This window comes from Haloarcula sp. Atlit-120R (genome assembly GCF_003665885.1).
Lineage (GTDB): Archaea > Halobacteriota > Halobacteria > Halobacteriales > Haloarculaceae > Haloarcula > Haloarcula taiwanensis.
The window spans coordinates 682,958-696,680 of sequence record NZ_QPLN01000002.1; the positions used below are offsets into that span (position 1 = coordinate 682,958).

Consider the following 13,723-nt stretch of genomic DNA (forward strand, 5'->3'; position numbering starts at 1 on the left):
GAAAACTTATACCGGAGGCCTCGAAAGAAAGGGGTGAAAGCCGAAAGGGCACCCGGGTAGGGGTACACGGACGTGCCATTTCGGCTCAACTCGGTTTATCTGGCCACGAATCCGGTAGCGACAGCAACGCTCCGGGCCAGTGACAGCGTCGTGCAGTGTGACTGACCGGGGAAACAAGACAGAAGCATGTCCACTTCGTGGCGTCTGATAACAGATGGAATTTCACACCTGGGAGCCAGTGTATTCGGACATTCTCGACGACTTCGGGTACCCTCGTGACGGCGACGAGCTCGCCTGTGACCGCTTCGTCGAACTGCTCGGCGACGATAGCACATACGACCCGACGACCCTCGGACTCGACGGTGCATCGGTGGCTATCGCCGGAGCCGGCCCGTCACTGGAAACCGAGGCCGACCGTGCAGCCGACGCCGACGTGGTCCTCGCGGCGTCCACTGCTGCCGACCGTCTCCAGGCGGCAGGCGTCGCCGTCGACTGTATGGTTACGGACCTGGACAAGAACGCTGATACCGGGCGGAAACTGACTGCCGCCGGGACGCCGGTTGTCGCCCACGCCCACGGTGACAACATCCCCGCACTGGAGACACACATTCCGGCCTACGACAGTGAGTTCGTTGTACCGACGACGCAGGCGACACCCGCCCCGCCGGTCCGCAACTACGGCGGCTTCACCGACGGCGACCGCGCCGCGTTCCTCGCGGACCACTTCGGCGCTGCCTCGCTGGTATTCCCCGGATGGGACTTCGAGGATCCGTCCGTCACTGCTGAAAAGCGGCAGAAGCTTCGCTGGGCCGAGCGCCTGCTTCGCTGGCTAGAACAGCGCCGTGGCGAGCGCTTCAACGTTCTCGATGGCCGTCGCGACGCCATCGAGCCGGTAGTGACCGACTGAAAGCCACTCCCCACTTCAGGGTGCTAACACGTCGATGGTCGCGTCGATAGTGTCCCGTTCCGCAGCGCGGGGGAACGAGATGTTAATCGCGTCCACGCCATCGATAGTCTCGAACTGTGCGATACGGTCACGACATTCTTCAGGTGTCCCGGCAACGGCAATGCTGTCCAGTAGCTCGTCACTGATCGCGTCGACGGCGGCCGCTTTGTTGCCCGACCCCCATTGCTCGGCGATCTCGTAGGCGGTGTCCTCGTACCCCTGCCGGGCCAGCGCGTCGCGGTAGAACGTCCCCATCCCGCCGATGTAGAACGCGACGTGCTGACGGGCCAGTTCGCGGGCCTGCTCCCGGTCGTCCATCGCACAGCACGTCAGCGACAGCGTTACCCGCTGGTCGGCGCGGTCGCGGTCGCCGAGGTCCGCGCCGTGCTCGAAGTCTTCGAGCCGGTCCCGAAGGCCGTCAGCGGTCAGCATGAGCGCGTGCCAGCCGTCGGCGAAGCGACCGGCGAGTTCGACTGATTTCGGTCCGAGACCGCCGGCATCCACGGGGGGCGCGGGTTCGGGCGGTTCACAGCGCAGCCGGAACCCGGACAGCGAAAAGATGTCTCCGTCGTAGTCGACGGTCTCCCCGGAGAGTACCAGTTTCATGATGTCGACTGTCTCTCGGGTGTACTTGAGGGGGCTCTCGAACTCACGGCCGTGCCAGCCTTCGATGACGATGGGCCCGGACGGGCCGACGCCAGCGCGGAAGCGGCCGTCTGAGACCTCCTGCAGTGTCGCTGCGGTCTGGCCGAGCAGCGCCGGCGACCGCGAGTACACGTTCAGAATCGATGAGCCGAGGCCGACCGCCGACGTGTGTTCGGCGATGCTGGTCAGCGTCGTCACTGCGTCCCGCCCCCACGTCTCCGGGAGCCAGACCCGGTCGTAGCCGCTGTCCTCGGCCTGCTGGCTCATCCCGACAAGCGTGTCGACCGACGGCTGGGCTGCGACCGGGAGATACACGTCTCGCGCTGTCATCTGTCGCCCTCCACGCGTCGAGCGGCGACCGGCCGTACTCCTGTCGGCTGGAACGTATGTACCTGAAACATGGCTCGCAGTGCGGCCGCACGGGAGATAAAGCCACATGAGAGGGGGAGTGTCGCCCGTTGTCCGCGGTTTATTCACAGGACGGTCAACTGGGCCGGGAGCGTCTCGGAAAGGGGACTGGTGAGGTGACGACAGTCGAAATGTATCGTATCTGTCCACAATTCTCGACGAGTGAACCCATACGCCTTCCTCGGAGCCGTGATTGTGTCCGAACTGCTCGGGACAACGTCGCTGAAACTCTCAGAAGGGTTCCCACGTCCCGTTCCCCGTCTCGGCGTCGTCTACGGCACCTGGGCCGCGCTGGGAATCGTCGGTGTCGTGGCGATCGGGACTGTCGTGTTCGACCGGCCTATCGACCTCCCCGGTGCCGTCGGGATATTGCGCATCATCATCGGCGTGTACTGTGTCACCGTCCTCTCGGAGACGTCTGCGCACTGAGCGGGAACCGGCCACAACACGCCCAGCGTCGTGAGTCTGCCCGTGCCGAACAGCTGTGCGTCCGGCTTGGCGACCGGCTATATGAGGCACCCGGTTCTACGGGGGCCTATGTCGTTCGACCCGGACCGCGTAACGACGATTACGTTCGACTCGTACAGCACCATCGTCGACGTTGAGGCGGCTCAGAAAGCCCTCGCCGACCGGGTAGATGACCCCAAACCGGTATCCCGGCTCTGGCGCTCTCGTTCACTGGCGTACACGTTCCTCGCTAACCAGATCGACGCCTACAAGCCGTTCTACGAGATGAACCGCGACGCGCTCCAGTACGCCCTCGATGTCCACGGCGTCGACATCACTACCGAGGAGCGCGACGAGATTCTCGCCGTCTACCACGAACTCGACGTGTTCGACGACGTTCGTGACGGCATGAACAAACTCTACGACGCCGGCTACGACCTCTATGTCGTCTCGAACGGGAACCCCGAGATGCTCGACTCCATGGTTGATTTCGCCGGTATCGGCGGCCTGCTCGAAGACACTGTCAGTGCCGACGAGATCCAGACGTTCAAGCCGGCGGCGGAACTGTACCGTCACGCATCGGACCGGACGTCGACTGAGATCGAGGAAATCGCCCACGTCACTGCAGGGTATTTCGACGTGTACGGGGCGATGCACGCCGGGATGCAGGGCGTCTGGGTCAATCGCGATGACGGCCCCTGGGACTCGTTCGCCGGCGAGCCGGATCTCACTATCGCGTCGTTCCACGACCTTCACGATGAGCTGATGTGAAGCGTCGAAAAGGCATGTCGCGGTTCTGGTTCCGCGGATAGTCAGGGGAGTCAGGAGATGGCGTCGCAGGAGTCTCAGAAAAAATACCGGCTACTCAGAACAGCCGCTCAAGCAGGCCGCGGTCGCGGCGTTTCTCCGCCAGCAGGACGGAACACTCCACGTCGTCGACAACGTCCAGCACGAGCGACTTGGAGACGAGCCGGCGAAGTAGACCCTCCTCGGTCGCGCCGATGAGGAGCAGCGTCGAATCGGTGGCAGCGTTCCGGATCGCGGTCTCGACATCGCCGGATTTGACGAGGCGCTCCGCGTCTTCAAGCCCCTGCTCGGCCGCCCATTCCCGCAAGAATTGCTTGCCTGCCTCGCGGTCGTCGTCGACGTTAAGCAGCGTCACGTCGGAACCATATTCGGACTGTAACAGTTTCGCGATGGCGGCCGACAGCTCGGAGTCCGGCCCACCGGCTGTCGGAAGCAGGATACGCGAGGGGTCGAACCCGCGGTCACGGAGCACGAGGAAGTCACAGGGAACTGTCTCTGTGAGTTCGTCCATGGCAGACTCCGCCCGCCCGGGCGAGCCGTGCGCGTCTGGCCCCCATCCCATCACGACGAGGTCCGCCGTCTGCGTGCGGGCGGCGTCGAAGATAGCCTCGTAGGACTTGTGCGAGAGGACGGTGTGTGTTTCGACATCGACGCCGAACGTCTCGGCGTCCTCGCGAGCTTTATCGAGCAGTTGCTGTGAGCTCTTGTCGATCTCATCGGATCGGTCGGCGGCAGCCGAAAGCGCCGTCTGGTCGGGGACGGTGACGATGTGGGTCGCGATTACGGTTCCGCCGCGCTGTTTGGCGATGGCGCTGGCGAGCGTAATGAGGTCCTGTTCGTGTGCAGGATTGGCTAGTGGGACCATCACGCGGTACTGCCCGCCATCGGGCTGGACGCCGGCGGCCGCGCTGACGGCCGCGTCCGGCATTTCGTCGGACCGCGAGATGATGTGTTTCGACAGGATGCCCTGTTTTTCGGTGCGCGACCGAGCGTAGAACCCGTACCACAGTATCGCTGCGGCGGCGATGCCAAAGGAGAGCAACAGGGCGTCGCTGGCAACGAACACCAGTAGGGCAAAGGAGAGCACGACTCCCAGAATCGGCAGTAGAGGATACAACGGCACCACGAAATCCGGTGCGTACTCCTCCGGATTCACGTACCGCATGACGATGAGTGCGACGTTGAGTAATCCGTAGATGATGAGATGCAGGCCCGACGCAGCGCCCGAGAGCAGCGTCAGGTCCCCGATGATGATAAACAGGAGAATCAGGCCGCCGGTAATGCCGATTGCTCTGTACGGCGTCCCGTAGCGGGGATGTATCTCGTTGAGGGCCGGCGTGACGATCCGGTCACGGCCCATCGCGAAATTGATGCGTGACGACGCGAGGATGGAGGCGTTCGCGCTGGACGCTGTGGCGAGCAAGCCGCCGAACAGGAGCGCACCCCCCATTACAGCCCCCTGAATGTAGCTCCCGACCTCGACGACGGCGATCGGGTTCTCGGCGTCGGAGCTGATGATGTCCGCGATGAACCCCTGCGGAACGGCCGCGCTCATGATCACGAGGACGAGCGCGTAGATGACAGTCACGATGACGACGCTGCCGATAACTGCACGCGGAAGGTTCTTTCCGGGGTCTTTGATCTCTTCGGCCACGCTCGTAATCTGGACGAAGCCGAGATAGGAGACGAAGATGAGTCCCGTCGTCTCCAGAGTCGTAACCACGTCAGTAGCGGCCGGCAGGTTCGACGGCTCTGCCCGGAGCGTTCCGAGGAGTGTGAACACGGAGAGAATGGCGATAAGCAGGACGACGATGATGTTCTGCAGTCGCCCGGTTTCCTTCGCGCCGACGTAGTTGATGAGGACGAAGAAGGCCCCGCCGACGAGTGCGATAAGTTTCACGACGGTGAGCGATATCGGACCGACGCCGACGCTGCCGGAGAGACCGAAGATGCGGGCGATGTACCGGCCAAACCCGACCATGTAGAACGCGCTCGCGAAGGCCAGACCGAGCCAGTTGGCCCAGCCGGCGACCGAGCCAAACATCGGCCCGAGCGCGTGGTTGACGTAGTAATAGGCCCCGCCCGAACGCGGCATCGCTGTGCCGAGTTCGCTAGCCGACAACGCCGTGAACATGGCGATAACGCCGCCCAGAATGAACGCCACGGACGCCAGCGACCCGGCCTTGAGGATGGCCTCGCCCGGGAGGACGAAGATCCCCGCGCCGATCATCGTCCCGACGCCGATAGTCAGCGCCGCCAGCGGTCCGAGGTCCTTGGCAAGGTCTTCCTCGCTCATGTTCCATCCTCTCGGGGGAGTGCAATGACGGGCCGGTCCGAATTTGTCACCAGTTTCAGGGAGACGTCACCGGAGAGAAACTGCATGAGTCGGTTCCCGCCACGGGACCGATAGGCAATAGCGCTGGCGTCCACTTCTGCAGCGGCCTCGAATATCGTCTCCGCGACATCTCGGCCGTACGCGGTGTGTTCGCTGGCGTCAGGGAACACTGTCCGGACGGCAGCGTACGCCTCTGTGGCCAGTTCTTCGGACTGTTCGACCGGCGTCTTGTCCGGAACGCCACCGCCCTTTTCGACGACATGCAAGGCGGTCACGCTCCTTGGTTCGTACGGTTCGAGCGCCTTCGCCGTCGCCAGCGCGTCATCCTCGTCAGTGACGGGAAGAAGTACGTGGCCGAGGAGACCCTCGTCCGTGGGCTCACTGGTCATAGTGGTGGGAGAACCTACTCGCTGTTAAGCGTGTGTATCCGCTTTCTCGCATACGAATAAATAATAAGAGATGCTGACTATCAGGCTGACAACTCGGCCTGTTACCCGCGCATGAGATTCAACACTTCGTCGACGACATCAGTTTCGACGGCGAGAATATACTGCTCGTCAGGCTCCAGCACCGTCTCAGCGCCTGCGAGTTCCGTTCGGTCGGCCGTCGAAATCAGGAGACTGCCAGCCGGAAGCGCGATCTCGTCGAGACGACGCCCTGCAACGGGGGCCGACGGAGCAACACTCACCTCGATGATATCGAGGTCAGCGGTTGGGTAGACGAGCGTTCGGATATCCTCACCGGTCAGTATATCGGCCGCGTAGTCTCCACCGAGATATTCGGGAAGTAGCGTTGCGTCGACGACTTCACCGTACTCCTGGTCCGTCTCCGTCTCTGCTCTCGCGATGGTCCGAATCGAGGGTGCGTACTGCTGTGCCTCCATACAGATGGCGAGATTCGTGCCCGGTTCGTCAGTGAGTGCGGCGATAGCGTCAGCCTCCGACAGGTCTGCCTGTTCCAAAATTGACGGTCGCGTGGCGTCCCCGTGGATAACTGGGCCGATATACGCATCCGATAGCGCCTCGACGCGTTCCGCATCGGACTCGATCAGTAGGACGTCGTGCCCCTGTTCAACGAGGTTTTCGGCGGTTTGTTTCCCGACGCGGCCGCCGCCGGCGATGACGAATCGCTTTGTCCGGGCCATTGTTGTACTGTTATCGATGTGTTATCTTCAATGCCCCGCCAGTTCTAACCGAGCGGGAACGCAACTGGCTGAATCGGCGGTCACGCGGCAGAAGGCTTAATGAAATCCCATCACAGTTCTTACAATAGGAGAACTCCCCCCGGTACTCAAATGGACCGAGCGAAGCACATACAGCGTACGATGGACAGCGCGCCAGTTACAACCAGAACGCAATGAGCAAGAGCCAGACGCGGTCGCCCGAGGCTGAACTCGGACTCCTCGACGCGACGATGATCGGGATGGGTGCGATGATTGGGGCCGGTATTTTCGTGTTAACGGGACTGGCCGCCGAAATCGCTGGCCCAGCCGCGATTCTCGTCTTCGCACTGAACGGCGTCGTGACGGCGTTCACAGGACTTTCGTACGCGGAACTCGCCGCTTCGATTCCAAAGAGCGGCGGTGGATACGCGTTCGTGCGGGAGATATTCGACGACTTCGCCTCGTTCATCATGGGCTGGATGCTCTGGTTCGCCTACATGATTGCGGGAGCGCTGTATGCACTGGGATTTGCGCCGAACTTTCTCGAACTGTTGCACGTCTACGGCGTGGTCCCGTCACCGGACGAGGTCGGCGCCGTTGCAGTTCCGGTCATTGATACAGCGCTCCCGCCGGCCTTTTTGCTGGCGTTTATTGCAGTCCTTGGTCTCGTGGCGCTCAACGCCGTCTCGACGGCCGCCAGCGGTAGTGTCGAGACGATTTTCACAATAATCAAAGTGTCTATTCTGGTGGTGTTCGTCGCGTTCGGGTTCGCGTCACCGATGTTTTCGGGAGCCGAATTCCAGCCACTGTTCCCGGAGGGGAGCGGAGCGGCTGCCGTCTTGCCGGCGATGGGGCTCACCTTCATCGCCTTTGAGGGGTACGACCTCATCACCACTGTCACGGAGGAAGTACAGAACCCGCGGGAAAACATCCCGAAAGCGATCTTTATTAGCCTCGCTGTGACTGTCGTCGTCTATCTGGCAGTTGTGACAGTCGCTATCGGAACGCTCGGAGCCGAGGGACTCGCCGACGCTGGCGAAGCCGGTATCGCCGCGGCCGCGACGTCGTTCATGCCGACCGGGCTCCCGGTTATTCAGAACGGTGGGGCACTCATCGTCTTCGGGGCTGTGTTCTCGACGCTTACGGCCCTCAACGCCGTCGTCATCGCGTCGTCGCGCGTCGCGTTCTCGATGGGGCGCGAAGGGCAGTTACTCCCTTCGATTGGCCAGATACACCACCGCTACGGGACGCCCTTCGTTGCTATCCTCACCAGTGCCGTCGTGATGCTTGGCTCAGTTGCACTGCCGACACAGAGCGCCGGCAATATGTCGAGCCTGTTCTTCCTGCTCTCGTTTATCATTGTCAACGTCGCGGTCATTAGACTCCGCAGGGAGCGACCGAACATGAATCGGCCGTATGAGATGCCATACTACCCGGCACCACCGATAATCGGTATCGCACTCAATCTGATTCTGACCGGGGTGCTGATAGAGTTTCTGCTCCGGACGGATCCACTGGCACTGGCACTCAGCGTCGCATGGATCGTGCTCGGCGCAGTCGTGTATTTCGCCCTCAAACGGGTAAAACAGCAATCGGACCGCGAGCAGGCGACTGCCGCCAGCGAAATAACACCTGAGGCTGAAGACTAACTCATGACCCGAACACTTGACATTATCATCGCAGGCGGTGGCCGCGTCGGCTTCCAGACAGCCGAGATACTTGCCGACCGCGGGCACGACGTGACGATCATCGAACGGGACGAACGGATGGTCTCGGAAATCGCCGATCAGTGGGTCGCGACGGTTATCCGAGGCGACGCGACGAATCCGGAGATCATCGAACAGGCAGGTATCGACCGAGCGGACGCGATTGCCGCGCTCACGGGTGAAACCGGGCTGAACCTCGCGGTGTGTTTAGCTGCGTCGGAATTGACACCAGATATTCGGACGGTCGCGCGAATCGACCGCACAGCCGGTAAGGCGTACACCCGATTTGTCGATGCGGTGGTCTTTCCCGAACGGGCTGGTGCGAGGGTGGCAGCGAACGAAATCCTTGGGAGTGATGTCCAGACGCTTGCCGACGTGACAGGCAACCTCGATATCATGCTCGTCCGCGTCGCTGACGGCGCTCCAGCCGCCGGAAAAGCACTCACAGACGTACGCTTTCCCGAGGGGACGCTGGTTGTCTCCGACGATAACGGTGAGCGGATCGCCCGTGCCGACACGACCTTGACGCCAGGAAGCCGCTACGTTATCGCGGTTGAACCTGATGTCGTCGATGAGGTCTTGAATTTGATGCGCGGCTAGTGACTTTTTCGACTCGCAGACCGCTCCGCGTAATTCGCTCGTCTCCACGGACAGCCACTGTGGGACCGCTCCGGAGTAGTCTGTGAAAATCCCGTCACTGCAAGTACGGACCAGCCGCGGTGCCTACACCCGCCGGGACAGCGAGGCCCGTAGTTCGCCGGCAAGCTCCCGGTGTCCGTCCTCGGCGAGGCTGTCGGTGACGACCTTCAGCGCAGCCGCGGCACCACCGACGTAGAGGCTGCCGCTGTCTTTCTCGACCACCACTACGTCAGTCACCTCGGCGACAGCCCGGATACTCGAGCGGGCGTCGTCGGTCAGGTCGCCGAGCAGGAACGTGAGCGTCGCGCCGTTGTCGGTGCCGCCGGCGACCGTCTCACCGAGGGCCTGATGGCGCGCGACCTCACGCAGAGACACGTCTGTCAGTTCCGACACGGTGGGGCCGGAGTCGGTCTCAGCCCGCGTCGTCCGCTCGTCACCGAGCGCGTCGGCCACTTTGACCACGTCATGTGTCTCTTGCGTATCGTGTGTTCGGATGATGTGTGCGCCGCGTTCGACTTCCATCGTCGCTGCGGCCAGCGAAACGGCGAGCTGGTTCTCCGTCTCGGGCTGGTCGGCCAGATCGCCGAGGAAGTCCTCACGGTTGGTCGCGGTGAGCATCGGCCGGTCGAAGGCACGGAACTCCCGCAGCCGACGGAACATCTCCCAGTTGTCCTCGAACTCCTTGCCGTCGTACCAGCCGCCGAAGGCCGGGTCGATGATGGTTCTATCCGTGAACCCGTCTCGCTGAAGCGCCTCGAAGATGTCGTCGATAGTTTTCAGTGCGCCGGGTCGCGAGAGGTCCGGCGGGCTGGCCATCTTGACGACCGGCATATCGTGGTCCTCGACGACGCCTTTCATCTCCGGGTCGGCGAAGCCACACACGTCGTTGATGAGGTCGAAACCGTGGCCGATGGCCTCTTCGGCCACCTCAGCGTAGCGCGTTTCGAGCGACAGCGGCACATCGGCGTCGAGTTCGTCGACCAGCGGCGCGACCTCTTCGAGCCGGTCTTTCTCCATCTCGACCGGTTTGGACTCGTATTTGGGGTTCGCCGACTGAAGGCCGACATCAATGATATCTGCCCCAGCGGGGACGAGGTTCTCCTCGATAGCGTCGGCGGCTTCGGCTGGGTCCAGATACACGCTCGGTTTGTACCCGGAGTTCGAACTCATATTCAGCACGCTCATGACGCGCGTTGGGTGGCCATCACCCACCGGGAGGCCGTCGATTTCGACCGTTCGCATACTGCTTCCTGAGGGCTGTGCATACATAGGTCCCGCGACATCGGCGGACTGGCGACGCCGTGTAACGTATCACTGACACAGAATCACCGAGTTTTATATACTGAGTTGCATGATTTGTACGGGATGGGTGGGGAGTTAACCGTTACATTCGATCTCGATTCGTTCGAGGCTGTAACACGACAGCTGATGGCTGCGGAGTCCGAGCGAGAGATCTGCGAAATCGCAATGTCGGAGATTTCGTCTGTGTTTGACCTGCCACTCGGAGCACTGTGGCTGTATGACAGCGACGCGACGGAGCTACAGCTGGCCGCGTCGACGGAGCGGGCGGACGAGGTGTTCGACTGGCCGGTTACCTACCGACCCGGCAACAGCCTCTCGTGGGAGGCGTTCGAGCAGGACGAAGTGCGGACGTACTCGGAACTTGACGACGAGCAGCGCCAGTACAACGAAAACTCCCCCGTCAGCAGCGAGATCATCCTCCCGCTTACCGAGTACGGCGTTATCAACATTGGGTCGCTAACCCCCGTTACGTTCGACGATGAAACGGTTCGACTCGCGAGGATGTACGCGACGCACGTTCAGGCGGCACTACAGAAAGCCGAGCGCGAGCATGACCTCCGCGTCCAGCGCGACCGGATGGAACAGTTCATCGGTGTCGTCTCACACGACCTCAGAAACCCGCTTCACGTTGTCGAGGGACGCATTGAACTCGTCCGAGAGAGCGGTGACCTGTCCCACCTCGACGACGCGGCGGAAGGCGTGGCTCGCATGGAATCACTCATCAACGACTTGCTAACACTTGCCAAGGAGGGGTATGCAGTCGAAGACCGCACTGCCATATCGCTTGACACCATTGTCGAACAGACATGGGAGATGGCCCGAACAGCCGACGCGACGTTGCAGATCGAAGGGTCCGCCCCGGTGTTCGGTGATCAGAACCGCCTCAAACAGGTGTTCGAGAATCTCTTTCGGAATGCGGCGGACCACGCGGGCGACGACGTGACCGTCTGGGTCGGCCCACTTGTCGACAGCGGGGCAGCCGATATCGGCAGTGCGGATGCGCGGAACGAAGGCCGAGTAATCGGCTTCTACGTCGCCGACGACGGACCAGGAATCTCGCCCGACAAACTGAACGACCTGCTCTCGGTCGACGCTCTCTCAGGCAGTGACAGCGGCCTCGGCCTGTCTATCGTCGCACAGATCACTGATGCCCACGGCTGGGACATCTCTGTGACCGAGAGCAGGGCCGGCGGCGCACGATTCGAAGTGACCGACGGGACGAAACCGGTCTCACCGTTTCACTCCTCGTAGCGTAGAGATGGCCACCGACGGCGCTTGAACCGGGTGCCAGTGCTGTCCGTGGCGGGATTGACAGATTTATTTGCTCGCCCACTAGATGGTATGGCAGTGCAGACCCCGGAACAGGACATCGAAGCCGTGCTGAAAGAGTCAGGCCCGGACTACGAGGGGTTCCAGTTCGAGACTCCGGGTGGGGGCCACCAGAGCGATGTCTACATGGTAACGCTGCGCCACAACGGTGAGGCGTACGAGGTCGTCGTGAAGTTCAAGCCACAGGGCGATGTCCCGTTCGCCGTCGAACCCTGTCTCCACGATTTCGTCGCCGCCCGGACCGATGTCCCTGTTCCACGCATCCTTGTCTACGAGGACAACCCCGACGCCGATGTCCCGCCGTATTTCGTCACCGAGCGCATCCACGGCGAGAATCTCGCCGAGGAGTTCGCCGGGCTTTCCACTGACGACCGACAGCGGGTGCTGGCACAGTCCGGTCGGATCCTCGGAGATATGCACTCCGAGATCGGATTCGAGGCGTTCGGCCGACTCACGCTCCACGACGACCGGATTATCGTGAGTGACTGGATGGGCAACTGGCGGGAGTACTTCGAGAGTCTCACCAGATCACATCTGTCGCACCTTGCCGGGACGCCCTTCGAGGACATGACAGACCGAGCGTGGGACTGTATCGAACCGGCACTGAGTATGGTGCCCGAGGACGGCGTTCCGCGACTGGTTCACGACGATTTCAGGCCGGCGAATCTGATGTTCGAGCAAACGGCGGACGCGCCGATCACGGCGGTCCTTGACTGGCAGGACGTGCTCGCGGCACTGCCGGAGTACAACCTCGCACAGACGGAGTTTCTCTTTATCGACTCGTCGTTTCAGGACCCGGAACTGCGCGACTCGCTCCGGACGGTGTTTCACGAGGGGTATCAGGAGATGCGCCCGATGGAGTTCGACGAGGGGTACGAGCAGCGACGCCCCCTCTATCAGCTCTCGACGCTCCTGTGGCGGATGGCCGGCTTCGAGGCCGCCTTCGCTGACGAGTCCGGCCTCGCCACCGCTCGTGCCGAAGCCCAGTACCGCCAGCAGTTCGAGCGCCTCGTCGAAGAGATACAGGCGAACTAAACTGGGTCCGGTGAGTGCCCGCTGTCGACGAGGGCCCACACCGACTCCCAGTCGAGCGTCGTCTGTGCGCCGGGTGACTGCGCCGCGAGTGCACCACAGGCATTGGCGACTGCGAGCGCGCGCTCTGGGCCGCTCTCCTGTGCGCTGGCGAGCAGATACCCGGCAGCGAACGCGTCGCCCGCGCCTGCAGTGTCCACAGAGTCTATCGGATACCCGGCGTTCGTGACTGTTCGGTCACCAACATATGCGGTCGCGCCGCAGTCCCCGTGTTTGACAACAACTGTCGGCACTGTTTCGAAGAGCCCGCTGTCTCTGGCGTGGTCGGCCTCCCGGTCGTTGCAAAACAGGATATCCGCATGTGAGAGCACCGACGAGTAATCGCGGTACGGGAGCCGGCGGCCGGGGTCGAAGCTTACCGGAACATCCGCGGCCGTGGCATCGCGTGCGAGCGCTGCAGCCGTCGTCGGATCCTGTCCAGTCAGGTGAAGGTGGTCCGCCTCGGCCAGGGCCTCGGCTGGGAGGTCCGACGCGCCGAACGCCTCGTTGGCCCCGTCGTTTCCAAGCACTGCAACGTCGCCGCTCTCGTCCACGATGAGGTACTTCACGGCCGTCGGCTTGTCCGATTCGATCAACACCGTCTCGACACCGGTGGCCGACAGTTCGCGCCGAGCCATGGTTCCGTGGTCGTCCCGCCCGACGCTACCGAGAACTAGCGGCTCCGCATCGAGCCCGGCCAGCGCGACGGCCGCGTTCGATGCGCTCCCCCCGCTAGACTGTGACCGGTCGGTGATACGCCCCTCGCCGTCGGGTTCCGGGAGGTGGTCGACGTGGAGCGTCACGTCCCAGTTGACGTGGCCGGCACAGATGACGCGCATATCCACCGCTGGGAGGGGCGCTATGATATCAGTTTCCCACTCAGATATATGCAGCATGTTTAACATTGACCGGAACGGACCGGCGCA

13 protein-coding genes are annotated in these 13,723 nt (G+C 62.4%); 7 read left to right on the forward strand and 6 right to left on the reverse strand.

The window, feature by feature from the left end:
- Nucleotides 1-214: 214 nt before the first annotated feature.
- The gene (locus DVK01_RS10760; RefSeq protein WP_121510951.1) at nt 215-907 is read left to right on the forward strand and encodes a 6-hydroxymethylpterin diphosphokinase MptE-like protein; all 693 of its coding nucleotides are present in this window, start codon (nt 215-217) and stop codon (nt 905-907) included.
- 15 nt (nt 908-922) lie between these two features.
- Here the strand turns inward: DVK01_RS10760 and DVK01_RS10765 are convergent, their stop codons facing one another.
- Nucleotides 923-1,921 (reverse strand): TIGR04024 family LLM class F420-dependent oxidoreductase, encoded by a 999-nt coding sequence (locus DVK01_RS10765; RefSeq protein ID WP_101349632.1) that lies wholly within the window; start codon nt 1,919-1,921, stop codon nt 923-925.
- Nucleotides 1,922-2,161: 240 nt separating this feature from the next.
- On the opposite strand from DVK01_RS10765, the gene DVK01_RS10770 reads away from it, so the two are divergent.
- Both DVK01_RS10770 and DVK01_RS10775 read left to right on the forward strand, forming a co-directional pair.
- Nucleotides 2,162-2,428 (forward strand): multidrug efflux SMR transporter, encoded by a 267-nt coding sequence (locus DVK01_RS10770; RefSeq protein WP_101349633.1) that lies wholly within the window; start codon nt 2,162-2,164, stop codon nt 2,426-2,428.
- A 108-nt stretch (nt 2,429-2,536) separates the two neighbouring features.
- Nucleotides 2,537-3,217 (forward strand): haloacid dehalogenase type II, encoded by a 681-nt coding sequence (locus tag DVK01_RS10775; protein ID WP_101349634.1) that lies wholly within the window; start codon nt 2,537-2,539, stop codon nt 3,215-3,217.
- A 94-nt stretch (nt 3,218-3,311) separates the two neighbouring features.
- On the opposite strand, the gene DVK01_RS10780 is transcribed toward DVK01_RS10775, so the two are convergent.
- The 3 genes from DVK01_RS10780 to DVK01_RS10790 all read right to left on the reverse strand — a co-directional run bounded on the left by DVK01_RS10780 (nt 3,312) and on the right by DVK01_RS10790 (nt 6,732).
- On the reverse strand, nt 3,312-5,549 hold the full coding sequence (locus DVK01_RS10780) for an amino acid permease (RefSeq protein WP_101349635.1): 2,238 nt from the start codon (nt 5,547-5,549) through the stop codon (nt 3,312-3,314).
- Nucleotides 5,546-5,977 carry a universal stress protein gene (locus tag DVK01_RS10785; protein ID WP_121536653.1) on the reverse strand — a complete coding sequence of 144 codons (432 nt, stop codon included), beginning with the start codon at nt 5,975-5,977 and terminating at the stop codon, nt 5,546-5,548. The genes DVK01_RS10780 and DVK01_RS10785 overlap by 4 nt, the downstream gene beginning before the upstream one ends.
- 101 nt (nt 5,978-6,078) lie before the next feature.
- Nucleotides 6,079-6,732, reverse strand: a complete 654-nt coding sequence (locus DVK01_RS10790) for a TrkA family potassium uptake protein (RefSeq protein WP_101349637.1) — start codon at nt 6,730-6,732, stop codon at nt 6,079-6,081.
- Nucleotides 6,733-6,944: 212 nt separating this feature from the next.
- Here DVK01_RS10790 and DVK01_RS10795 point away from each other — a divergent pair, with 212 nt between their 5' ends.
- Nucleotides 6,945-8,399, forward strand: a complete 1,455-nt coding sequence (locus DVK01_RS10795; RefSeq protein ID WP_101349638.1) for an APC family permease — start codon at nt 6,945-6,947, stop codon at nt 8,397-8,399.
- Between the two features lie 3 nt (nt 8,400-8,402).
- Complete coding sequence (locus tag DVK01_RS10800) at nt 8,403-9,056, forward strand: TrkA family potassium uptake protein (RefSeq protein WP_101349639.1); 654 nt, start codon at nt 8,403-8,405, stop codon at nt 9,054-9,056.
- 123 nt (nt 9,057-9,179) lie between these two features.
- On the opposite strand, the gene DVK01_RS10805 is transcribed toward DVK01_RS10800, so the two are convergent.
- Nucleotides 9,180-10,337 carry a dihydropteroate synthase gene (locus DVK01_RS10805; protein ID WP_101349640.1) on the reverse strand — a complete coding sequence of 386 codons (1,158 nt, stop codon included), beginning with the start codon at nt 10,335-10,337 and terminating at the stop codon, nt 9,180-9,182.
- Between the two features lie 123 nt (nt 10,338-10,460).
- On the opposite strand from DVK01_RS10805, the gene DVK01_RS10810 reads away from it, so the two are divergent.
- Nucleotides 10,461-11,648 (forward strand): HAMP domain-containing sensor histidine kinase, encoded by a 1,188-nt coding sequence (locus tag DVK01_RS10810; RefSeq protein WP_121536655.1) that lies wholly within the window; start codon nt 10,461-10,463, stop codon nt 11,646-11,648.
- Between the two features lie 96 nt (nt 11,649-11,744).
- Nucleotides 11,745-12,761 carry a phosphotransferase family protein gene (locus tag DVK01_RS10815; protein ID WP_101351411.1) on the forward strand — a complete coding sequence of 339 codons (1,017 nt, stop codon included), beginning with the start codon at nt 11,745-11,747 and terminating at the stop codon, nt 12,759-12,761.
- On the opposite strand, the gene DVK01_RS10820 is transcribed toward DVK01_RS10815, so the two are convergent.
- Nucleotides 12,758-13,636, reverse strand: coding sequence for a carbohydrate kinase family protein (locus DVK01_RS10820; RefSeq protein ID WP_101349642.1), 879 nt, complete (start codon nt 13,634-13,636; stop codon nt 12,758-12,760). The two genes, DVK01_RS10815 and DVK01_RS10820, sit on opposite strands and share 4 nt — an antisense overlap.
- Between the last annotated feature and the right edge of the window lie 87 nt (nt 13,637-13,723).

Bases quoted from the DNA above. Each gene is read 5' to 3' on its own strand.
- DVK01_RS10795 (WP_101349638.1), top strand. From the start codon at position 6,945: ATGAGCAAGAGCCAGACGCGGTCGCCCGAGGCTGAACTCGGACTCCTC.
- DVK01_RS10820 (WP_101349642.1), bottom strand. From the start codon at position 13,636: ATGCGCGTCATCTGTGCCGGCCACGTCAACTGGGACGTGACGCTCCAC.
- DVK01_RS10765 (WP_101349632.1), bottom strand. From the start codon at position 1,921: ATGACAGCGCGAGACGTGTATCTCCCGGTCGCAGCCCAGCCGTCGGTC.
- DVK01_RS10785 (WP_121536653.1), bottom strand. From the start codon at position 5,977: ATGACCAGTGAGCCCACGGACGAGGGTCTCCTCGGCCACGTACTTCTT.
- DVK01_RS10775 (WP_101349634.1), top strand. From the start codon at position 2,537: ATGTCGTTCGACCCGGACCGCGTAACGACGATTACGTTCGACTCGTAC.
- DVK01_RS10810 (WP_121536655.1), top strand. From the start codon at position 10,461: ATGGGTGGGGAGTTAACCGTTACATTCGATCTCGATTCGTTCGAGGCT.
- DVK01_RS10805 (WP_101349640.1), bottom strand. From the start codon at position 10,337: ATGCGAACGGTCGAAATCGACGGCCTCCCGGTGGGTGATGGCCACCCA.
- DVK01_RS10790 (WP_101349637.1), bottom strand. From the start codon at position 6,732: ATGGCCCGGACAAAGCGATTCGTCATCGCCGGCGGCGGCCGCGTCGGG.
- DVK01_RS10780 (WP_101349635.1), bottom strand. From the start codon at position 5,549: ATGAGCGAGGAAGACCTTGCCAAGGACCTCGGACCGCTGGCGGCGCTG.
- DVK01_RS10760 (WP_121510951.1), top strand. From the start codon at position 215: ATGGAATTTCACACCTGGGAGCCAGTGTATTCGGACATTCTCGACGAC.
- DVK01_RS10800 (WP_101349639.1), top strand. From the start codon at position 8,403: ATGACCCGAACACTTGACATTATCATCGCAGGCGGTGGCCGCGTCGGC.